Annotated in this window: 22 protein-coding genes; 3 read left to right on the top strand and 19 right to left on the bottom strand. The window is 61.5% G+C overall.

What is annotated here, in order from left to right; all coding sequences use genetic code 11:
• Positions 1-10: 10 nt before the first annotated feature.
• Genes phnE through LOY53_RS04285 form a run of 4 tightly spaced genes read right to left on the bottom strand, consistent with a single transcriptional unit; the run spans position 11 to position 3,262 of the window.
• Positions 11-778: a phosphonate ABC transporter, permease protein PhnE gene (gene phnE / locus LOY53_RS04300; RefSeq protein WP_252826733.1), complete on the bottom strand. Its 768-nt coding sequence runs from the start codon at positions 776-778 to the stop codon at positions 11-13.
• Entirely contained in the window at positions 775-1,602 is an 828-nt protein-coding gene (locus LOY53_RS04295) for an ABC transporter permease (protein WP_258703642.1), read from the bottom strand. The genes phnE and LOY53_RS04295 overlap by 4 nt, the downstream gene beginning before the upstream one ends.
• Positions 1,596-2,396, bottom strand: a complete 801-nt coding sequence (locus LOY53_RS04290; RefSeq protein WP_408981347.1) for a phosphonate ABC transporter ATP-binding protein — start codon at positions 2,394-2,396, stop codon at positions 1,596-1,598. Before LOY53_RS04290 ends, LOY53_RS04295 begins: the two co-directional genes overlap by 7 nt.
• An 11-nt stretch (positions 2,397-2,407) precedes the next feature.
• The gene (locus LOY53_RS04285) at positions 2,408-3,262 is read right to left on the bottom strand and encodes a putative selenate ABC transporter substrate-binding protein (protein ID WP_252826728.1); all 855 of its coding nucleotides are present in this window, start codon (positions 3,260-3,262) and stop codon (positions 2,408-2,410) included.
• Positions 3,263-3,389: 127 nt separating this feature from the next.
• Between LOY53_RS04285 and selD the strand changes: the two genes are divergently transcribed.
• Positions 3,390-4,424 carry a selenide, water dikinase SelD gene (selD, locus tag LOY53_RS04280; RefSeq protein WP_252826726.1) on the top strand — a complete coding sequence of 345 codons (1,035 nt, stop codon included), beginning with the start codon at positions 3,390-3,392 and terminating at the stop codon, positions 4,422-4,424.
• The gene (gene mnmH, locus LOY53_RS04275) at positions 4,424-5,536 is read left to right on the top strand and encodes a tRNA 2-selenouridine(34) synthase MnmH (RefSeq protein WP_252826725.1); all 1,113 of its coding nucleotides are present in this window, start codon (positions 4,424-4,426) and stop codon (positions 5,534-5,536) included. The genes selD and mnmH overlap by 1 nt, the downstream gene beginning before the upstream one ends.
• Before the next feature lie 123 nt (positions 5,537-5,659).
• On the opposite strand, the gene LOY53_RS04270 is transcribed toward mnmH, so the two are convergent.
• The 15 genes from LOY53_RS04270 to hmpA form a co-directional block, all read right to left on the bottom strand.
• Positions 5,660-6,046: a lysozyme inhibitor LprI family protein gene (locus LOY53_RS04270; RefSeq protein ID WP_258703640.1), complete on the bottom strand. Its 387-nt coding sequence runs from the start codon at positions 6,044-6,046 to the stop codon at positions 5,660-5,662.
• A gap of 20 nt (positions 6,047-6,066) precedes the next feature.
• Positions 6,067-6,606: a hypothetical protein gene (locus LOY53_RS04265; protein ID WP_027595515.1), complete on the bottom strand. Its 540-nt coding sequence runs from the start codon at positions 6,604-6,606 to the stop codon at positions 6,067-6,069.
• Positions 6,607-6,750: 144 nt separating this feature from the next.
• The gene (locus LOY53_RS04260; protein WP_027595514.1) at positions 6,751-7,314 is read right to left on the bottom strand and encodes a GNAT family N-acetyltransferase; all 564 of its coding nucleotides are present in this window, start codon (positions 7,312-7,314) and stop codon (positions 6,751-6,753) included.
• A gap of 346 nt (positions 7,315-7,660) precedes the next feature.
• On the bottom strand, positions 7,661-7,912 hold the full coding sequence (locus tag LOY53_RS04255; protein WP_258703639.1) for a DUF3077 domain-containing protein: 252 nt from the start codon (positions 7,910-7,912) through the stop codon (positions 7,661-7,663).
• Complete coding sequence (locus LOY53_RS04250) at positions 7,909-8,157, bottom strand: hypothetical protein (RefSeq protein WP_258703638.1); 249 nt, start codon at positions 8,155-8,157, stop codon at positions 7,909-7,911. The genes LOY53_RS04255 and LOY53_RS04250 overlap by 4 nt, the downstream gene beginning before the upstream one ends.
• Positions 8,158-8,530: 373 nt before the next feature.
• Positions 8,531-8,917: a YkgJ family cysteine cluster protein gene (locus LOY53_RS04245; protein WP_258703637.1), complete on the bottom strand. Its 387-nt coding sequence runs from the start codon at positions 8,915-8,917 to the stop codon at positions 8,531-8,533.
• 171 nt (positions 8,918-9,088) lie between these two features.
• Positions 9,089-10,216 (bottom strand): hypothetical protein, encoded by a 1,128-nt coding sequence (locus LOY53_RS04240; protein ID WP_258703636.1) that lies wholly within the window; start codon positions 10,214-10,216, stop codon positions 9,089-9,091.
• 114 nt (positions 10,217-10,330) lie between these two features.
• The gene (gene alaC, locus LOY53_RS04235; protein WP_027595509.1) at positions 10,331-11,539 is read right to left on the bottom strand and encodes an alanine transaminase; all 1,209 of its coding nucleotides are present in this window, start codon (positions 11,537-11,539) and stop codon (positions 10,331-10,333) included.
• 291 nt (positions 11,540-11,830) lie between these two features.
• Positions 11,831-12,718, bottom strand: a complete 888-nt coding sequence (cyoE, locus tag LOY53_RS04230; protein WP_027595508.1) for a heme o synthase — start codon at positions 12,716-12,718, stop codon at positions 11,831-11,833.
• A gap of 11 nt (positions 12,719-12,729) precedes the next feature.
• A complete protein-coding gene (gene cyoD, locus LOY53_RS04225) occupies positions 12,730-13,062 on the bottom strand; it encodes a cytochrome o ubiquinol oxidase subunit IV (protein ID WP_027595507.1) in 333 nt (110 codons plus the stop codon).
• Positions 13,062-13,685 carry a cytochrome o ubiquinol oxidase subunit III gene (gene cyoC / locus LOY53_RS04220; protein ID WP_027595506.1) on the bottom strand — a complete coding sequence of 208 codons (624 nt, stop codon included), beginning with the start codon at positions 13,683-13,685 and terminating at the stop codon, positions 13,062-13,064. Before cyoC ends, cyoD begins: the two co-directional genes overlap by 1 nt.
• Before the next feature lie 3 nt (positions 13,686-13,688).
• Complete coding sequence (cyoB, locus tag LOY53_RS04215; protein WP_027595505.1) at positions 13,689-15,707, bottom strand: cytochrome o ubiquinol oxidase subunit I; 2,019 nt, start codon at positions 15,705-15,707, stop codon at positions 13,689-13,691.
• Positions 15,708-15,710: 3 nt separating this feature from the next.
• Positions 15,711-16,655: a ubiquinol oxidase subunit II gene (cyoA, locus tag LOY53_RS04210; RefSeq protein ID WP_027595504.1), complete on the bottom strand. Its 945-nt coding sequence runs from the start codon at positions 16,653-16,655 to the stop codon at positions 15,711-15,713.
• A 558-nt stretch (positions 16,656-17,213) separates the two neighbouring features.
• Positions 17,214-17,720 carry a disulfide bond formation protein B gene (locus LOY53_RS04205; protein ID WP_027595503.1) on the bottom strand — a complete coding sequence of 169 codons (507 nt, stop codon included), beginning with the start codon at positions 17,718-17,720 and terminating at the stop codon, positions 17,214-17,216.
• A gap of 455 nt (positions 17,721-18,175) precedes the next feature.
• A complete protein-coding gene (gene hmpA, locus LOY53_RS04200) occupies positions 18,176-19,354 on the bottom strand; it encodes an NO-inducible flavohemoprotein (RefSeq protein ID WP_258703635.1) in 1,179 nt (392 codons plus the stop codon).
• 154 nt (positions 19,355-19,508) lie between these two features.
• On the opposite strand from hmpA, the gene norR reads away from it, so the two are divergent.
• Complete coding sequence (gene norR / locus LOY53_RS04195) at positions 19,509-21,059, top strand: nitric oxide reductase transcriptional regulator NorR (protein WP_258703634.1); 1,551 nt, start codon at positions 19,509-19,511, stop codon at positions 21,057-21,059.
• Positions 21,060-21,243: the final 184 nt, after the last annotated feature.

Genomic DNA, 21,243 nt, shown 5'->3' with positions numbered 1-21,243 from the left:
GCAGCCCCAGTCAGGCGCGCACATAGCGCTGGCGCAGCACATCGCTCAAGGCATCCACCAGCAACACCAGCACCAGCATGGCGATGATCACCGTGCTGGCTTGCGCCTCTTGGAACAGGCTCAAGGTGGTGTAGAGCATCTGCCCCAACCCACCGGCCCCAACAAACCCCAACACGCTGGCCATGCGGATGTTGTTCTCCCAGCGGTACAGGCTGTAAGCCAGCAACTGCGGCCACAGGTTAGGCAAGGTACCAAAGCAGAATGCCGCCACCTGGCTGCCACCCTGCAAGCGAATGGCTGCTGCAGGCTCTGCCGGGGCGTTTTCCAGTGCCTCGGCAAACAAGCGGCCGAGCACGCCGGCGGTGTGTAACGCCAAGGCCAGGGTCCCAGCATTCGGGCCAAGCCCTGCGGCCAGCACGGTGAGCGCCGCCCAGACTAATTCCGGGATGGCCCGTAAGGCATTGAGCAGTACACGCGCCGCAGCCTGTAGCGGCCAGCCGAAGCGGCCCGCCGCCGGTAACGCCAGCAGCATCCCCAGCACCACCGCCAGCAAAGTCCCCAGGCCCGACATCGCCAAGGTCTCCAAGGCGCCATGCCAGACCGCGCGCAAATGCTCGACGGACACGTCCGGGTGCAGGAAGCGCCCCGCGTACTCGCCCATCTGCCCTAGCCCGCCATCACCGACCAGCGCGTGCAGGTCCAGCTCCAGGTAGGCGAACGAGGCCACCACCGCCGCGATGATCACGCCGAGCACCAGCAGGTTGATCGCCCGGTTCATGCCAGCCTTCCTCGCAGAAAGCGGCTGAGCAGGTCAGCCAGCGATACCAGCAGCAGAAACGTCAGCAGCATGCTCGCCACTTCCGCGCCGGCAAACATGCGCATCGACAAGTCGATCTGCTGCCCCAACCCGCCAGCGCCGACAAACCCCATCACCACCGAAGCACGCACCGCGCATTCCCAGCGGTACACGGTGTACGACACCACTTCCGACACCACATTGGGCAGGATGCCGTAGAAAAAGGCCATCAGCCGACCACTGCCGGCCTGCAATAGGGCATGGGCCGGGCGTTGGTCGACCGACTCGAAGATTTCGGCGTAGACCTTGCCGAGCATGCCGCTGTAGGTAATGGCGATGGCCAGCACCCCCGCCGTTGGCCCAAGCCCCACGGCACGCACGAACAGCAAGGCCCAGACGATTTCTGGCACGCTGCGCAGAAAGATCAGCAGCCCGCGTACCGGCAGCCGCAGCACCCGCGACCACCACCCGGCCCGCCCGCCTCGGGAGGCCGCGCGCAACGACAAGGCACGGCTGGCCAGCAGGCTGGCAGGTACCGCCAGCACCAGCGCCAGGGTCATGCCGGCCGTGGCCACCGCGAGGGTCTGCAAGGTGGCTTCGTACAGCAACTGCAAAAAGGCGGCATCGTGCGCCGGCGGCCAGAATGCCTGGGTGAAGCTGGCGATCTGCTGACGGTTCTCGGCCTGCCACAGCACGCCAGGGTTCAGCTCGCTCAACTGCAGGCCTGGCCATAACACCGCCACAGCAAGCAGAGTCAGTAGCAACCGTGGCAGGGCAGCCGGGTCGCGGGCATGGGCCTTCAGCATCGCGGGATCTGTACCGTCAGCACTGCTGCAGGCCCCTGCAAGGGAGGCGAAGCCAAGTGTTCGTTGGCATAGAGTGCATCGAGCATTTGCGGGCTGACCGCCTCGGCCGGGCTGTCGAACACCACCTGCCCTTCACGAATGCCGATCACCCGTGGAAAGTGCGCCAGCGCCAGCTCGACCGCATGCAGGCTGGCCACCAACGTTACACCGTTGGCCTGGGCGTGGCGGTTGAGCAATGCCAGGCTGTGGTCGGCCAGCACCGGGTCCATCGCCGAAACAGGCTCATCGGTCAGCAGCAATTCCGGCCGTTGATACAGCACCCGTGCAATGCCCACCCGTTGCAGTTGGCCGCCAGACAGTTGCCCGCACTGGACGAACAGTTTGTCAGCCAGCCCCAGCTCGGCCAATGCCTGGCGCACGCCTGGCACATCGGTCGGGTACAGCAGGTTGAGCAAGCCACGCACGATACCCCACTGCCCCAGTCGCCCCGCCAGCACTGCGGTCACAACCCGCTGGCGCGGCGGCAAGGGCGGTGCCTGATGCACCAGGCCAACCCGTGCCCGCAAGCGCTGACGCGCCCTGCCGGACAACTGCCAGGGCAGTTCACCGAACAGCGCCAGGCGCCCGGCACTGGGCTGGATAGCAGTGGCCATCAGGTGCAGCAGGCTGGACTTGCCTGCGCCAGAGGGGCCGATGATCGCGACCCGCTCGCCCTGCTCCACGCGCAGGTTTATCGCGTCGAGCGCGCGGACCTGGCCATGCTGCAGGCTGGCATTGTGCAGATGAATTGCCACCGGAGCGGACGTCACTTGAGCAGGCCGGCCTCACGCGCGGCTTGTTCGGTGCCTTGGTAATTCTCAGGCTTGGTCTCGATAAAGCGGCTGGCAGCCTGCAGGTCGAGGATCGCCTTGTGCTCGGGGTTGGCTGGGTCCAGGTCGAGGAACGCCTGTTTGATCTTCGCCTTGAGTGCCGGCGCCATGTTGCCGCGCACCGTCCAGTTGTAGTCGTAGTAGGTCGGGGTAGTGGCGAACACCTTCACCTTGCTGGTATCGACCTTGCCGGCGTCCACCAGCTTTTGCCAGACGCTGGCATTGAGCACCCCGCCATCGACCTTGCCGGCCTGCACCCAGGCTGCGGTGGCGTCGTGGGCGCCGGAGTAGGCCACACGGCTGAAGTAGTCCTCAGGCTTGATGTTGTTCTCTTTGAGCATGAAGTAACGCGGCATCAGGCTGCCCGAGGTGGACGAAATGGAGCCGAAGGCGAACGACTTGCCCTTGAGGTCGTCCAGGCTCTTTACATTGGGGTTGGCGGTGATGAACTTGGACGTGAATTGCGCGTCCTGCTCACGCTGCACCAGCGGCGTGGCATTCGGGTCTTTCAAGTGCACCTGAACAAAGGTGAAGCCCCCCAGCCACGCCAGGTCGAGGCGGTCGGAGGCCAGCGATTCGACCACCGCCGGGTAGTCGGCAACCGGCACGAACTTCACCTCCATGCCCAGCTGCTTGGCCAGGTACTCCCCCAACGGCTTGAATTTACGCTGCAGCTCGGTGGGCGCTTCGTCAGGGATGGCACTGACCCGAAGGGTTTCAGCAGCCTGGGCGACAACGGCACAGCAGGACAGCACGAGGCCGGCGGCGAGCGCCAGAGGGCGTTTGAGCATGGGCAATCTCCGGGTCATTGGCAGCTAAAGGGTCGGCAGCCGTGCCGACCGTGAAAAGTATAAGTGTCCATGGCGCAATGGCCAGCTTTGCTACAATCGCGCAACAATTTGATCTGCTGAGGTACGTATGAGCGAGCCAATCCGCCTGACCCAGTACAGCCATGGTGCCGGTTGTGGCTGCAAGATCTCCCCCAAGGTACTGGACGTGATCCTTGCCGAAAGCGGCGTCCAGGCCCTGGACCCGAACCTCTGGGTCGGCAATGCTTCGCGCGACGACGCTGCCGTGTACGCCCTGGACGAAGAGCGCGGCGTGGTCTCGACCACCGACTTCTTCATGCCGATCGTCGATGACCCGTATGACTTCGGGCGCATCGCCGCCACCAACGCCATCAGCGACATCTACGCCATGGGCGGCGACCCGTTGATGGCCATCGCCATCCTCGGCTGGCCGGTCAACGTGCTGCCGCCGGAAGTCGCCCGCGAAGTGATCCGCGGCGGGCGCGCGGTCTGCGCCGAAGCCGGCATCCCGCTGGCTGGCGGCCACTCCATCGACGCCCCGGAGCCGATCTTCGGCCTGGCCGTCACTGGCGTGGTCAGCAAGCGCCATCTCAAGCGCAACGACACCGCCACCGCCGGTTGCCGCCTGTACCTGACCAAACCGCTGGGCATCGGCATCCTCACCACCGCCGAGAAAAAGGCCAAGCTGCGCCAGCAGGACCAAGGCCTGGCGCGCGATTGGATGTGCACACTCAACACCCCCGGCAGCCGCTTCGGCAAGCTCGAAGGTGTTAGGGCGATGACCGACGTCACCGGCTTCGGCCTGTTGGGCCACCTGGTGGAGCTGGCCGACGGCAGCGGCCTCACTGCGCACCTGGACTACGCCGCAGTACCGCGCCTGCCAAGTGTCGAGCACTACCTGGCCGAGGGCTGCATCCCGGGCGGCACGTTGCGCAATTACGAAAGCTACGGCCACAAGATCGGCGCCCTGAGCGATGACCAGAAGCACCTGCTGTGCGACCCACAGACCAGCGGCGGCCTGCTGGTGGCGGTCAGCCCTGAGGGTGAAGCGCAGTTTCTGGCCGTGGCGGCCGAACTGGGCCTGCAACTGTCACCCATCGGTACGCTGGGCGAGCGACAGAGCAACGCGGTCGAGGTGATCTGATGCGTCCCGACTGCACCGATTTTCGCCCGCTATTTTTGAACGACGTGCCGATGATGGACATGCGCGCGCCCATCGAATTCGCCAAAGGTGCCTTCCCGGGCGTCGTCAACCTGCCGCTGATGAACGACCAAGAGCGGCAGAAGGTCGGCACCTGCTACAAACAGCAAGGCCAGGCCGCCGCCATCACGCTTGGCCACCAACTGGTCAGCGGCGCGATCAAGCGCGACCGCCTGCACGCCTGGGCCAGCTTCGCCAGGGCGCATCCTGAGGGCTACCTGTACTGTTTTCGCGGTGGTCTGCGTTCATTGATCGTTCAACAGTGGCTGCGCGATGAAGCGGGCATCGACTACCCGCGGGTCAAGGGTGGCTACAAAGCGATGCGCACTTTCCTGCTGGACACCACTGAGCAGGCCGTGGCGCACTGCGATTTCGTTTTGATTGGTGGCCTCACCGGCACCGGCAAGACGGAGGTACTGCACCAGTTGAGCAATGGGCTGGACCTTGAAGGCCATGCCAACCACCGTGGCTCCAGCTTCGGCAAGCGTGCCACCGCGCAGCCCGCGCAAATCGGCTTCGAAAACAAGCTGGCCATCGATGTGCTGAAAAAGCGCGCGCGTGGCATCGAGCAGTTCGTGCTCGAAGATGAAGGCCGTATCGTCGGCAGCTGCACCGTGCCGCTGGCCTTGTACCAAGGCATGCAGCAGTACCCGTTGGTATGGCTGGAGGACAGTTTCGAGCAGCGTGTTGAACGTATCCTGCGCGATTACGTGGTCAACCTGAGCGCAGAGTTCGTCGATGTGCACGGCGACGAAGAGGGCCGCCGACGGTTTGCCGAACGCATGCTGTCGAGCATGGCCAATATCCACAAGCGCCTGGGTGGTGAACGCTGCCAACGCTTATCCGCCATCTTGCAACAAGCCCTGGATGAGCAACAGCGCAGCGGCGCGGTGGAGCTGCACCGGGGCTGGATCGAAGGGTTGCTGAAGGAGTATTACGACCCGATGTATGCCTATCAGCGCGATGCCAAGGCTGAGCGTATCGAGTTTGCGGGGGATGCCGTGGAGGTGCGCGAATACCTCAAGGCCCGCGCGCGGCGCGAACCGCGCAAATAAAGCCAGGGCCGCTTCGCGCCCCATCGCCGGCAAGCCAGCTCCTACCGGTAACGCATCGCCCGATAGTACTGTGCTGTTTCTGTGGGAGCCGGCTTGCCGGCGATAGGGCCGGAACAGGCAACCTCACTGCCCCGGGCTGAGTACTCGCTCAAGCTCGGCCGCCCGGTCCCGGGTCGTGTCCATCACGCACACGCCGCCTTCCAACTGCGCCATGGTCCCGCCACTGGCCTGTACGTGGAACGTGCAGTTTTCATCACGGTAGGCGATCCACTTGCGCTGTACTTCGCGCAGGCGTTTCTGCTGCCCTGCCTCCAGCTTGCCCATCAACTGTTTGTACACCCGGTTCAAGCGCTGGTCCTGCAACTGGGTCTCGGCCTGGATGCAACTGCTCATGGCCACTGTGCTGGACGCCTTGTCCATGCATTGGCCGTAGCTCGGCGAATTTTCTTCGGCCATGGCCAGCGGCAGCACACACGCCAGCGCCAGGCCCGTCAGGTGATACCTGTTCATGACTATTCCCCCTGTGGATATCAAAATGTCTGTGGCTGTTCCGGCGGCATCAGCACCTTGTTCGGCTCGAAACGCAACGACGGCATCTGCGTCGCGGCATACAACGCCACACCCAATGCTGCTATCAAGGCCACATCGAGCCAGCGCCATCCGGGCATGTCGTCGGCGCTGCGGGCCTTCCAGCAATGCCAAGCCTGGCCCGCGCAAAACACCACCATCGCAATGAGCCACAGATAAAAGCCCGCACCAAAACCGGTGCGGTCATGAAACGCGTAGCTTTGGCTGTCTGGCAGGCGGTCGATTCCGAAACTGCTGGCCGCCAGATACAACGCCGCCACACCGCACGCCAACGCCAACCGACGGAAACGTCGATGGGCAAGAATCGCCACGGCCAGCAGCGGATTGGCAAACCATTGATACAACCCGAAGGGCATGCCCCATGGCCCGTACAGCAACATCTGCAGGGCGGGCATGTGGCGGTCGCCACTCATCAGCACGCCATCGAAAAACAGCGCGAGCAGGTACAGGAACAGGCTGATGCTCAGGTAGAAAACGGGCAAAGGGGCACACCTGGGGAAAACGGGACAGGCTGCGACCATAACCCAGGCCCTGCCCCGCTTCCAGGCGTTTAGTAAGTGCCGCGCAGGGTCACCACCGGTAGCGTGATGTACAGCAGACGATGAAAGTCGAGGTTAGCCATAACACTATGCAACCGGTGGTTCTAGCAGCAGGCCATAGATGCCCGAGTCGGACAGCTCACCGGCCACGCACCAGCGTGCCCGCAGGGTGCCTTCGAGCACGAAGCCCTGGCGTTCGAGCGTGCGTGCCGAGCCTTGGTTGCGCGGGTCGATCTCGCCCTCCAGGCGGCGCATGTGCAGGGTGTGGGCGAGGTAGTCGATGAAGCAGGTCAATGCCTCGTCCATGTACCCCCTGCCCTGTACGGCGCTGGCCAGGCAATAGCCGATCTCGCCACGGCGGGATACGTCATCGATGTTGAACAGTTGGACCATGCCGATGAGTTCGCCGTTGTCACGGCGGTACATGCCGAGCTTGAGCTGGTCGCCATTGGCATAGGCTTCACGGTCGGCGGCCAGTGCGCTTTCGGCCTCGGCGAGGTCTTGCCAGGGTGCATGGTGCCAATAACGCATGACCTCGGGGTCGGCCATGATCGCCAGCCATTGCGCGGCATCGCCATGGCGCATCGGGCGCAATTGCAGGCGGGGGCTGTCGAGGCAGAGGTCACTGGGGAAACTGCGGGGTGGGGTCACGCCGGATCTCCTGTCCATTGCTGGGGAAATGACAGTTTAACGTCAAGCGAGGCGGCTGGGGGATGCGTTGGGTTTTATCGTGTGTTTGAGCGTGGGCGGTTGTCTGGCGGGGGTTTCGCGCTGGGGCGGAAATCGAGCGCCGCCCGCGCGGCGCTTCGCAGCACAAGGCTGCTCCTACATTTTTTCAGGCCAGTGAGGCATGTCCCATAGGCACAGGACCGCCTTGTTAGTCCGACCCGACATTGAGCGCGCGCCAATGGCTCAGGAATAATTGGCCCGCAACAGGTGTAGGAGCAGCCTTGTGCTGCGAAGCGCCGCGCGTGCGGCGCTCGATCTGCGCGACCACTCAACCGCCCCGGTTCAACCCCATTTCCATGTCGTTGATCAGCGCCTTGGCCATGGCACTGAGAATCGGTGCAGCGCTGCCTGCAACCTTGTTGCCTTCCATCTCGGCCTCTTCGCTGAGGTGGCGTATGCACCCTAGCAACACGGACAATTCGTCGAACGCGTGATCAAGGGGGATGCCCGGTTCGATGCGGAACAATTCGAGAAACGTCTCCACGCCAGCGGTGGTGTGGGCTTTCAGGTGATTGCTCATTCCACTGCCTCCTGCGCCTTTATGTGGGCGAACAGCGCATGAAGCAATTCGGTCAGGGCGGACATGTTTTCGAGGAGGGCGCTGCGTTGCAGGCTGTCTTCGGCTTTGAGGTAAAGCTCGATGGCTTGGGAAAGGCTGCCCATGAGTTTGGCTGCCCGGGACCTTGCCTCTGCATGGGAGAGGTCGGCGATTATCGAGATATAAGGGATTGGGAAAGTGGGTGGGTGAGGTACAAGTTTTTTCATGGTGAACTCCAATGACATTTCAAGGAGCAACCACCTTGGTCCTTCTCACAGATTTGGGTGGCAGCCGTGCGCGAGGTGAGAAGCCCGTGTTGGAGTCACCACGGTCAGACCGAAGCCTGCACGCGCACAGCTGCCATAAAAAAGGCCGACTACCAACAACGAGTTCTCACACCCGCTCGCCATATGGGCGAACCATGAAGTTATCGCTGAAGTACTTCCCCGCCTATCAGGCGGCATCCGACAGGCATCGTAGGATAATTCGACAAGCCTGCCTTTCTGAAGCATTTGGTTTCAAGTTCAGAATCTTCTTACAGCTGATGGCCCTTTCGCGGGCTTGCCCCGCGAAAGGGCCGGCACAGGCGACCCAAAAAGGTCAGGCCACCTCAGCCCCATCATCATCCGGCCAATGCGGCTCGTTGGCCCCAGGCGGGGTCAAAGGCGGCAGGCCATAGGCCGCGCGTGCATCGTCACAGCTCGGGTTGTGCACCCCGCCCTCCCACGACGCATTGAACTCCCGGCAAGGGCTCGAACGGTTAGCGTAGATGGTGCACGCCACCTCTTTGCCGATCTCGCCTGCAAGGCTGACGCAGCGGCAAGGCTTGGCATCGGTGCCGATCATCGCGACCCGTGTAGGGTTGATTTGCACCACCAGGTCGTCAGGCACAACGCCCCCGGCAGACTGGCATTCGCCCCAGAAGAAGGACACACGGAAGTACCCGCAGCAGGCGCCGCAGTCAAGGCAAGGGTTATATTCGGACATGAGGCCACGGAGGGAAGGTTGTTGTTATCGGGGCTGGGCCCGCGGCGCCATTTTCATTCCAACCGGGGCCGGCTGGATAGAGGGGGAATGCAAAAAAAATTGCCGCTGATCCGGCAAACCCCACGGCCCGAAAAACGGGCGAACAGCACAGCGGCTGCCCGCCTGCCCGGCCTAACGCAGGGCCTTGTAAGTGTTGGCATCCCAGAGCTGCAGGCCAAGGCCTTCGCGAGGGTCATAACTGTCACTGCGCACTTGGCTGAAGCGCGTGCGGGTTTCGCCCCAGTGTACCAACCGGTCGTCTTTTTCGCCTTCGGTGATGACGGTATACGACTGGCTGCGCATGGCCTGATAGTCCTCATCGGCAGCCGCCATGGCCAAGTGATGCTGCATCAGCTGGTTGTCATCCAGCGCCAGGCACTTGTCCAGTTCGACACCCCAGCGGGTCAGGCAGACTTCGGCGAAATGTCGCACGATCAGCCCGGGTTCGACCAGCACCTTGCCGTCGCTCGCCCCGTCAGCCGATGCATTACCCACCAAGGTGGCATGGCGGCCTGGCATTGGGTAAATACACATGCGCGTGCCGGGTTCGACGGCGGGAATCACGCAGGCGAAGCCCTTGGAGCGTTCGTCACGCGAATAAAAACCGACATATTCGCGGACGTTGCCCGCCAGGCTCACCCGCTCTGCTTGCACGTTGCCGACACCGGGCACGGGGTCGATGGCAAAGATGTTGACGGGAATATCCTTCAAGTCCGGATCTTCAGCCATCACATTGGCCAGCATATGGCAACTGATGCCGCCGCGGCTCCAGCCCACCAGGTTGACCTGGGTGGGCAAGCGCGGTTTGCGGAATATCTTGATGATCTGTTCCTGCAACGCTTGCGGGGTCGGGTGGCGATCGCCGTAGTCGTAGGTCCGCCAGAACCAGGAAGCCGTGGCGGACGCGTCCGGGATCGGCACGCCTGCGTCTTTGAGCCTTGTGTACGCTTCCTCAGTGAGTTTGTTGCGCTGCCAACTGCTCTCACCCTTGATCACATTCAGCACATGGCTCACGTTTTCTTCCCAACCACGGCCAAACAACTGACCACTCCAGTTGAAGTAGCCACCTGGCTCAACGAACAATTCGTCATCCTGAAGGTTGCCGCTGCCCGGCCCGTCAACCGCAATCCAGTGGGCGAACTCGCGCCCCTGATCGTTGCCGGCCAATGTCGAGACCAGCTCGCCGTTCCAGAAATTGGGGTTGGCAGCATCGAAGCGGTGGGAACCGGTGCCGCAGAAATACGCTGTGAATACACTCATTTGGATACCTGAACAGGAAAATGAGTGCTGAAGGTAGTAGTGCGAATATTCGGCAGGCAGTCGGAAGGCCAGCCCTACTGATACAACGGGGGCCGCCGCGCGGCCCCTCGCGGTTTACTTGCGGGTCAAACCGTCCGCCCTGAACATCTGGCGGATACCGCGAATCGCCTGGCGAATACGGTCCTGGTTCTCGATCAGGGCAAAGCGCACGTGATCATCACCGTAGTCACCAAAGCCGATGCCTGGCGACACACACACCTTGGCCTCGGCCAACAGCTTCTTGGAAAACTCCAGCGACCCGAGGTGCGCATACTCCGGCGGAATCTTCGCCCACACGTACATCGATGCCTTGGGGTTCTCGACCATCCAGCCCAGCTCGTGCAACCCCTTCACCAACAGGTTACGGCGCTGGCGGTACTGCTCGGCGATATCGCGCACGCACTGTTGGTCGCCTTCCAGCGCAGCAATGGCTGCCACCTGCAACGGCGTGAAGGTGCCGTAGTCGTGGTAGCTCTTGATGCGCGCCAGGGCGTTGACCAGTTCGGGGTTGCCGACCATGAAGCCAATACGCCAGCCGGCCATGTTGTAGCTCTTGGACAGCGTGAAGAACTCTACTGCGATGTCCTTGGCCCCCGGCACCTGCATGATCGACGGGGCTTTCCAGCCGTCGTAGACGATGTCGGCGTACGCCAGGTCATGCACCACCAGCACGTCATACTGCTTGGCCAGGGCCACCACGCGCTCGAAGAAGTCCAGCTCCACGCACTGCGCGGTAGGGTTGGACGGGAAGCCGAGAATCATCATCTTCGGCTTGGGGATCGATTCGCGGATCGCCCGCTCGAGCTCATTGAAGAAGTCCACACCCGGCACCAGCGGCACCGAACGCACCTGGGCGCCGGCGATCACCGCACCGTAGATGTGGATCGGGTAGCTGGGGTTGGGCACCAGCACCGTGTCGCCCTGGTCGAGGGTGGCGAGCATCAGGTGAGCCAGGCCTTCTTTGGAACCGATGGTGACGATGGCTTCGCTTTCCGGGTCGATGTCGACCTCGTAGCGTTCCTTGTACCAGTTGGAAATGGCCCGGCGCAGGCGTGGGATGCCGCGGGAGGTGGAGTAGCCGTGCGTGTCTTCACGCTGGGCGACCTGCACCAGCTTCTCGACGATGTGCGGCGGGGTCGCGCCATCGGGGTTGCCCATGCTCAGGTCGATGATGTCTTCGCCACGACGGCGGGCGGCCATCTTGAGCTCGGCGGTGATGTTGAAGACGTAAGGGGGGAGACGATCGATGCGCGCAAAGCGGCGCGGCGAACCTGGGTTGGCCATGGCTTCCTCTGAGTACGTAAGCGCCCGGAACCGTCCGAGCGACGTTGGCCGATGTGGCGGCCTGGATCAGAAGATAGTGCCGAAACAGGATATCTGTAAAGGTCAATTTCCTGTTTTATTAGAACTTTTCAGATGTATTTTTTGAAAATTCGAATTTTATGTTTTCAGGGCCGGCCTCTTCGCGGGGCAAGCGCGCTCCCACCGGGTTATACACGGCATTGGGACTTGCCCAGAACACCCATAAAAAAACCCCGGCACATGGCCGGGGTTTTCGTGTAACAGGCAGCGGTATCAGCGTGCGTAGGTCATCAGCACGTCCGCAGCGGTCTGGCTGTCCACCGACATCATCACGCTCAGGGCAGTGACAGTCAGGATAGAGAAGCCAAACACCTTGCGGGCCCACTTGCTGTCGTCCTCGGCCTTGTAGCCACCCCAGGCCATGTACAGCCAGTACAGGCCCATGGCAGCTGCCACGGCCAGGTAGCTGAGGCCGGCGTAACCGCCGAGGGTGAGCATCAGGGTGGCGAGCACGAAGGCCAGCACGTACAGCACGATCTGCTTCTTGGCAGCAAGGATACCGCGAGCCACCGGCAGGACCGGAATGTTGGCAGCGCTGTAATCCTTGAAGCGGAAGATGGCGATCGCGAAGCTGTGCGGCATCTGCCACAGGCTGAACATCACCAGCAGGGTCACTGCAGCCAGGTCGAAGCTGTTGCTGACGGCGCAGTAGCCGATCACCGGAGGCATGGCACCCGAAAGGCTGCCGACCAAGGTGCCGTGCACCGATTTACGCTTCAGCCAGAGGCTGTAGAAACCGACGTAGACGACGAAGCCGATCAGCGCACAGAACGCCGACAGTGGGTTGGCCTGGACATACAGCAGGCTGAAACCCGCCACCCCAAGCAGGGTGGCGTAAATCAGCGCGAGGGGCAGCGACATGCCGCCCTGGACCATGACGCGGTTCTTTGTACGTTCCATCTTGATGTCGATGTCGCGGTCGATGCAGTTGTTGAACACGCAACCGGACGCCACCACCAGGGAAGTACCTACCACCACCGCCAGGAACAGGGCGAAGTCCACATGGCCCTTCGCGGCAAGGAAGAATCCGCCTGCCACGGAAAGCACGTTACCGAAAATGATCCCCGGTTTGGTGATTTGGATAAAGTGCTTAACGGACATGCAGTCTTACCTCACTTGGCCATCATTTCGATGTGGATGTTGAACATGATCCACAGCGACAGGCCGACCAGCAGTGCAATTACCATGGTGGTAAACAGGAACGTCGACACGTTGGAACGCTGCTCTTTCGAGCGGTCCATGTGCAGGAAGTACACGAGGTGCACTACAACCTGAATGACAGCCATGGCGACCACGATCAGAACGGTCAGGTTCTTCGGCAGGCTTGGGTACATCACCAGGCCGAACGGGATAGCGGTCAGGATGATCGACAGTACAAAGCCGATCATGTAGGACTTCACGCTGCCGTGATTACCTTCGTGATGAGTGTCGTGTGCGTTAGCCATTACAGAACCCCCAGCAGGTAGACGACGGTGAATACGCAGATCCAGACCACGTCCAGGAAGTGCCAGAACAGGCTCAGGCAGCTCATGCGGGTCTTGGCAGTCGGGGTAATGCCCTTAGTGCTGATCTGATACATCAGGATTGCCATCCAGATCAGACCTGCAGTCACGTGCAGACCGTGGGTACCGACCAGCGCGAAGAACGCCGACAGGAAGCCACTGCGCTGCGGGCCGAAGCCCTCAGCGATCAGGTGATGGAATTCGTAGATTTCCATCGCGATGAAGCCGGCACCGAACAGGAAGGTCACAGCCAACCAGCCCAGTACACCTGCTTTCTTGCCATCGAACAGCTTCAGCATGGCGAAGCCGAAGGTGATCGAGGACAGCAGCAGGAAGGCAGTTTCAACAGCTACGAAGTCGAGCTGGAAAATGTCATGACCCGACGGGCCGCCGGCAAAACTGCCGGACAGCACCGCGTAGGTAGCGAAGAGCGACGCAAACAGGATGCAGTCGGTCATCAGGTACAGCCAGAAACCGAGTACGGTCATCTGGCCCGAGTCGTGGTGGTGATCGTCGTGCCCATGGTCGTGACCATGAGCAGCGCCGTGGATTACTTGACTGGACATTGATTACACCCGCTCAAACGATTCGACACGTGCGCCGGCAGGCAGAGCACCTGCTTTGGCCAGCGCTTTCATACGCTCGCCTTCGATGCGCGCCACTTCTTCGGCCGGAACCATGTAGCCCTGGTCGTCACGCGCAGCGTGGCGAACGAAGACAGCGATGGTTGCAACCAGGCTCGCGCCTACCAGCCACCAGATGTGCCAGATGAAGGCAAAGCCGAAGACGGTCAGGAACAGGCCCATGAACAAACCGGTAGCGGTGTTGCTCGGCATGTGGATGGCGTCGAACTTGGTTGCCGGCTTGTAAGCAGCGCCGATTTCCTTGGTTTCGTGCCATGCATCCAGGCCAACCTGCTCAGGCATGTGGGCGAAGTTGTAGAACGGAGGTGGCGACGAAGTCGACCATTCCAGAGTACGACCGCCCCATGGGTCGCCGGTCACGTCCAGGTTCTGGTTGCGGTCGCGGACCGAAACGTAGAGCTGGATCAGCTGGCAAGCGATACCGAACAGGATCAGCACGGCGCCGACTACGGCAACGTACAGGTAGGGTTCCCACAGTGGGTTGTCGGAGTGGTTCAGACGACGGGTCATGCCCATGAAGCCCAGGGCGTACAGCGGCATGAACGCAACGTAGAAGCCCGAGATCCAGAACCAGAAGGCAGCTTTGCCCCACTTCTCGTTCAGGGTGAAACCAAAGGCTTTCGGGAACCAGAAGGCGAAACCGGCGATGTAGCCGAATACCGCGCCACCGATGATCACGTTGTGGAAGTGAGCAATTACGAACAGGCTGTTGTGCAGAACGAAGTCAGCACCTGGAACGGCCAGCAGTACGCCAGTCATGCCACCGATAGAGAAGGTGATCATGAAGCCCAGGGTCCACAGCATCGGTGCGGTGAAACGCACACGGCCCTGGTACATGGTGAACAGCCAGTTGAACAGTTTCACACCGGTCGGAATGGAGATCAGCATCGTCGCCAGGCCGAAGAAGGTGTTGACGCTCGCGCCGGCACCCATGGTGAAGAAGTGGTGCAGCCATACGGCAAAGCCCAGGATGGCGATTGCGCCCGATGCGTAGATCATCGAGTGGTGGCCAAACAGACGCTTGCCAGAGAACGTCGAAGTCACTTCCGAGAACACGCCGAAGGCCGGCAGGATCAGGATGTAAACCTCAGGGTGACCCCACGCCCAGAACAGGTTGACGTACATCATCGGGTTCCCACCAAGCTCGTTGGTGAAAATGTGGAAGTCCAGATAACGGTCAACAGTCAGCAGTGCGAGTGCAGCAGTCAGGATCGGGAACGAAGCGACGATCAGCACGTTGGCCCAGGTGCAGGTCCAGGTGAAGATCGGCATGTCCATCAGTTTCATGCCAGGTGCGCGCATCTTCATCACGGTGACGAGGAAGTTCACACCGGTAAGCGTCGTACCTAGGCCCGATAGCTGTAGCGCCCAGATGTAGTAGTCGACACCCACGCCAGGGCTGTACTGAATACCCGCGAGTGGCGGATAGGCAACCCAACCGGTCTTGGCGAATTCGCCGACGCCCAGGGAGATGTTGACCAGCAGCACGCCTGCCAGCAGCAGGTAGAAGCTCAGGGAGTTCAGGAACGGGAAGGCAACGTCACGTGCACCGATCTGCAGAGGCAGGGCCAGGTTCATCAGGCCGGTGAAGAACGGCATCGCCATGAAGATGATCATGATCACACCGTGAGCGGTGAAGATCTGGTCATAGTGTTCAGGCGGCAGGTAGCCTTCGGATCCGCCAGTGGCCGCAGCCAGCTGGGTACGCATCATGATGGCGTCGGCAAAGCCGCGCAGCAGCATGATCATCGCGACGATGATGTACATCACCCCGATTTTCTTGTGGTCGACAGTCGTCAACCACTCGCTCCACAAGTAGGTCCACTTGCGGAAATAGGTGATAAGACCGACGACAGCGATACCGCCGAGCGCGATCATGGCAAGCGTCACCATGACTATCGGCTCGTGATAGGGTATCGCCTCCAGGCTTAGTTTACCGAACATCTCTTACTCCTCTGCACCGGCAGCTGGTTGCATACTCGATTCCACACCCTTGGTAGTGGCCAGATCTTTGCTGCCTGCTTCTTCGTGGACCGGCTTGCCGCGGTTCATGCCTTCGTACTTGTCGACGATGGACTGGAACAGCTCTGCCGGGGCCTCGCTGTACAGCGCGACTGGGTTGTATTCGCTAGGTTTGGCCAGAGCTTCGTACTCGGCTTTGCCCAGTTTCAGCGGCGACTGCTTCACTTCGGCGACCCACTTGTCGAAGTCTTCCTGGGAAGTTGCAGTAGCCTTGAATTTCATGCCGGTGAAGCCAGCGCCGCTGTAGTTGGCGCTGATACCGTCGAATTCGCCGTTTTCGTTGGCGATCAGGTGCAGCTTGGTGGTCATGCCGGCCATGGCGTAGATCTGGCCGCCCAGGCCCGGGATGAAGAACGAGTTCATCACGGCGTCGGAGGTGACGCGGAAGTTGACCGGGGTGTTAGCCGGGAAGTTGATCTTGTTGACCGTCGCGATGCCCTGCTCCGGGTAGATGAACAGCCACTTCCAGTCCAGTGCGACCACGTCGATCTGGATCGGCTTGACGTCGGAATCCAGCGGACGATACGGGTCCAGCTTGTGGGTGGACTTGTAGGTGACATAACCCAGGGCGATGATGATGATGATCGGGATGATCCACACCGCGGCCTCGATCTTGGTCGAGTGCGACCAGTCGGGGGTGTAGGTGGCCGCCTTGTTGGAAGCACGGTACTTCCAGGCGAACGCCACGGTCATGATGATGACCGGGATCACCACCAGCAGCATCAGGCCGGTAGCGATGAGGATGAGGTTCTTTTGCTCAATGCCGACCTGACCTTTCGGGTCGAGCAGGGTCCAGTTGCACCCACTGAGTAAAAGCATGCCTAAAAAGGGCAATATGCCAAACAGTCTGGGGTAACGCTTTTTACTCATCTCACGACCTCTAGATCAGCTTGCTTCAATGCAATTTGTGTTTTGGTAGCCAACACTTCGTCCTGCCAAGTGCGGCATTTCGCGCCCGTACTCGCTCCTGCCTGGGGTCCGACTGCAGGACCTTGGCTCAAGCGTGTTAGCGGTGCTTATGGTTTCGTAGGCAACAGGCCTGTACTTCAGACCAAGTCCATTTGGTGCGGGAAAACGCGGAGGGGTGTCCGCTCGGTATCGCCGCTGGGCGAAACTTGACGAAGTCAGCAAAAGGGAGCGCTGGGGCTTCCTTCAATCCTGCGACTCGCAAGCAGTGCCGAACGGAAATTGGGGGCGATTGTAGATAGGTCGCCAACCCTTGACTATGACTTATTGAGCAACAGTCTTTTACAGAATACGTAACAATGCGACCCGAAGAATCAACTTCGCGACAGTTTGTCGCACCCCGCCGGGTAGCCCTCAAAGCCGCATTCTACAAGGCTTTGTGATTGATCTGGATCAAGCGGGGAGCAACTTTCTGCGCATCTCACGCCGTGCAAAAGACCTCATGCAATTCGGGACTTTTGTCTAAGCCTGACGTCGGTTGCGGTAGATGCCCAGCGGAACCAGAATGGCCGTCAGGACAAATGCGACCAGCGCCCACTGCGCCAGCGACAGACCGAGGATCGGTGGGTACGGCGTGCTGCAGAAGCCATCGACCTGGAATGCCAGCGGCCACAGCTTGGCCAGGGGCAGGTCGTCGACGATCGGCTGCAGGGTATCGATGCCGCAACTGACCATGGGGTTGGCGAGTATATACACATGGTTGCCGGCCGCAACGATTCCCCCGATGGCGCTGAGTACCACCAGGCCTTCGAAGACCGTCAGGCTGCGCCGCCCGGGCATCGCGGCGGCGATGAAGGCGAACACGGCGATAAACAGCAAGGCATAGCGCTGCAGGATGCACAGCGGGCAAGGCGCCTCGCCCAATACTACCTGCATATAAAGGGCGCCACCGATCAGCGACAGGCAGATCAGCCCCAGCAGCACCAGAAAGCGCCGTTCCCGATTCAGGCGCGATGTTTGTTCGTTCATTGCCGGTTCCTTCGATGGAGAGTGGCCGCGTGGTCCGCCTGCCTGTGCGCGATTCTACACGCTGAGCAGGGCCTTTAGCGTGCCGAGGGGGCAACGTGATAGCACTGCGCAGGGCTATCCGAGATGGCTGAGACCGGCCATTGTGACGTCGGTTCAACGTCACACGGCAAAAAAGCGGCTACCCGGGTGCCGCGCAGGGGCAAGCCCCTCGACACCTGGGAGTGAAGGATACCGTGATTAAAGGAGGATTAAAGATGAAAGCTTGGCGGGCTGTTTCATCTCTCCTTTATATAAGCAGGTAGGCGCAGCCTTGTGCTGCGAAGAGGCCGATATAAAAGCAGGTAGGAGCAGCCTTGTGCTGCGAAGAGGCCGGTGATGGCTCAGAGCATCTTCTGAGATCACCGGCCTCTTCGCAGCACAAGGCTGCTCCTACAACAGCTAGGACTGCTGGGTGTTTACTCCAACGCTGCCGCTGGCCCGAAGAACTCGTAGCGGCTCTGCTGCTCCGGCACACCCAGGCCTTTCAGCTGGCGCTTGACCGCCGCCATGAAGGCTTTAGGCCCCAGGAAGTAGGCGTCGACGTCACGTTCACGTGGCAGCCACTCGGCCAGCAGGTCTTCGCTCAGCAGGCCCACGGCATCAGCCGCAGCGCCGCCTTGCGGCTCGGCATAGCAGTAGAAGCGCTTGAGCTGTGGATGACGCTCGGCCAGGCCGTCGACCCACTCACGGAAGGCATGCACGGCGCCGTTACGCGCACAGTGGATGAAATGCACTTCACGCGGGGTCTGCAGTGCCGCCTGCAACATCGCCAGGGTTGGGGTGATCCCCACACCGCCACTGATCAGCACCAGCGGCTTGTCGCTGGCGGCCAGGGTGAAGTTGCCTGCAGGTGGGAACAGCTGCAGGGTCTTACCCACCACCAGTTCATCGTGCAGGTAGTTGGACACCTTGCCACCGGCTTCGCGCTTGACGCTGATGCGGTATTCAGTGCCGTCGCACAGGGCCGACAGCGAGTAGTTGCGACGCTGCTCGGCACCGTCGATGAACAACTGCAGGCCGATATACTGCCCAGGCTCGGCCTTGAGCACTGGCTTGCCGTCCACCGGGGCGAAGTAGAACGAGACGATCTCGCTGCTTTCCTGCTCGCGGCGTACCAGGCGGAACTCGCGGGTACCACGCCATCCGCCGGCGGCTTGCTCCTTCTCTTTATAGAGGCTTTCTTCAGCGCCGATGAGGATGTCGGCCAGCTGGCCATACGCGGCGCCCCAGGCCGCGATCACCTCTGGGGTGGCGATGGCCTTGCCGAGCACTTCTTCAATGGCGCGCAGCAGGCAGCTGCCCACGATCGGGTAGTGCTCCGGCAGAATCTGCAAGGCAACGTGTTTGTTGATGATCTGGCCGACCAGGCCGCCGAGTTGTTCGAGCTGGTCGATATGGCGGGCATACATCAAGACGCCGTTGGCCAACGCACGTGGCTGGTCGCCGCTGGCCTGGTGGGCCTGGTTGAACAGCGGACGCACTTGCGGGTACTCGTTGAGCATCATCTTGTAGAAGTGAGTGGTCAGCGCTTCGCCGCCGCTTTCCAGCAGGGGGACAGTGGCTTTGACGATTGCACGTTGTTCGGCAGTGAGCATTGCAACGACTCCTGAGCCTATGGCTTCGAATGATTGCGTTGGGTATTTCACCATTCGTGCCAACTTTTATACCTAGCAAAATCAGGGCGTTGACGCGTGTCATGTCAAAACGACTCGCTCGGGCGTATAGTCATAATGACCAAAAGGAGTCCCTATGACTGCAAAGCCACTGCTCACCGCCCTCCTCCCCCTGGTCAGCGACTTGTCCCGCGACCTGAGCGACCAGGAACGCTACCGCCGCTTGCTGCAGACCATGCGCGGGCTGTTGCCGTGCGACGCCGCCGCATTGCTGCGCCTGGACGGTGAGTGGCTGGTACCGCTGGCAGTGGACGGCCTGAGTGCCGATACCTTGGGCCGACGCTTTCGGGTCAGCGAGCACCCGCGCTTCCAGATCCTCCTCAGCCGCCCACAACCCACCCGCTTTGCCAGCGACTCGGACCTGCCTGACCCCTACGACGGCCTGGTCAACGCCCCGGATGCCACGCTTGAAGTGCATGACTGCATGGGCTGCCCGTTGATGGTCGATGAGCGCCCTTGGGGCCTGCTGACCCTGGACGCGCTGACCCCCGGGCAGTTCCAGAGCCTTGAGCTGGATGCGCTACAGGCTTTCGCCAGCCTGGCTGCCGCCACGGTGACCGTGGCCGAGCGCATCGAGCACCTGGCCCTGCGTGCAGAGGACGAACACCATCGCGCCGAGCTCTACCGCCAGGCCAGTGCCCAGGACAAGGAGCTGATTGGCCAGAGTGCGGCACACAAGCGCCTGGTGGAAGAGATACGCCTGGTCGGCGGCAGCGAGTTGACCGTGCTGATCACCGGCGAGACCGGCGTTGGCAAAGAGCTGGTCGCCCAAGCCCTGCACCAGGCCAACAACCGTGCCGACAAACCGCTGGTCAGCCTCAACTGCGCGGCCTTGCCCGATACCCTGGTGGAAAGCGAGCTGTTCGGCCACGTGCGCGGTGCCTTTACCGGCGCCCACGGCGAACGCCTCGGCAAGTTCGAGCTGGCCAATGGTGGCACGCTGTTTCTTGATGAAGTCGGCGAGTTGCCATTGACCGTACAGGCCAAGCTGCTGCGTGTGCTGCAAAGTGGCCAGCTGCAACGCCTGGGGTCGGACCGCGAACACCGGGTCGACGTCCGCCTCATCGCAGCCACCAACCGCGACCTGGCTGCAGAAGTGCGCAATGGCAACTTCCGCGCCGACTTCTACCATCGCCTGAGCGTGTACCCGTTGCACGTTCCGCCGCTGCGTGAACGTGGGCGCGATGTGCTGCTATTGGCGGGGTACTTCCTCGAACAGAACCGTTCGCGCCTGGGCCTGAACAGCCTGCGCCTGAGCGGCGACGCCCAAGCTGCACTGCTCGCCTATGACTGGCCGGGCAACGTGCGCGAGCTCGAACACCTGATCGGCCGCTCGGCGCTCAAGGCGCTTGGCCAGCACCCGGAACGGCCGCGCATCCTCACCCTTGAGGCCATCGACCTGGACCTGCGCGCCGCGCCCCCATCGGGCCAGCTGCCCTCCCCCTCGCCGCTGCTGGAGGCGCCTCTGCCCGATGGCGGATTGCGTGAAGCCGTCGACGTTTATCAACGCCAAGTGATCGAAAACTGCCTGCAAAGGCATGCGGAAAACTGGGCCGCCGCCGCGCGCGAACTCGGCCTGGACCGCGCCAACCTCAGTCGGCTGGCGCGTCGGCTGGGGCTTCGCTGAGGCTTACCTACAAAAGGATTAACCCAGAAAGCCATCTGGTTGCTTCTCGCTGGGCTGCTATATCTCCCTAACCACCGGTATCACGGCCGTCATGGTCGAGGCTGCGCGCAACACGTTGCATTGACGTTGCGCCGGCCCTGGTTCGCTGAAGTCGAGCCAGTGTAGCCGCACACCAGCAGGGAGC

Origin of the sequence: Pseudomonas sp. B21-031 (assembly GCF_024748985.1) — a bacterium.
Taxonomy (GTDB): domain Bacteria; phylum Pseudomonadota; class Gammaproteobacteria; order Pseudomonadales; family Pseudomonadaceae; genus Aquipseudomonas; species Aquipseudomonas kermanshahensis.
Note: the sequence above shows the minus strand (reverse complement) of the source record. Positions and strands in the feature narration are given on the sequence as shown.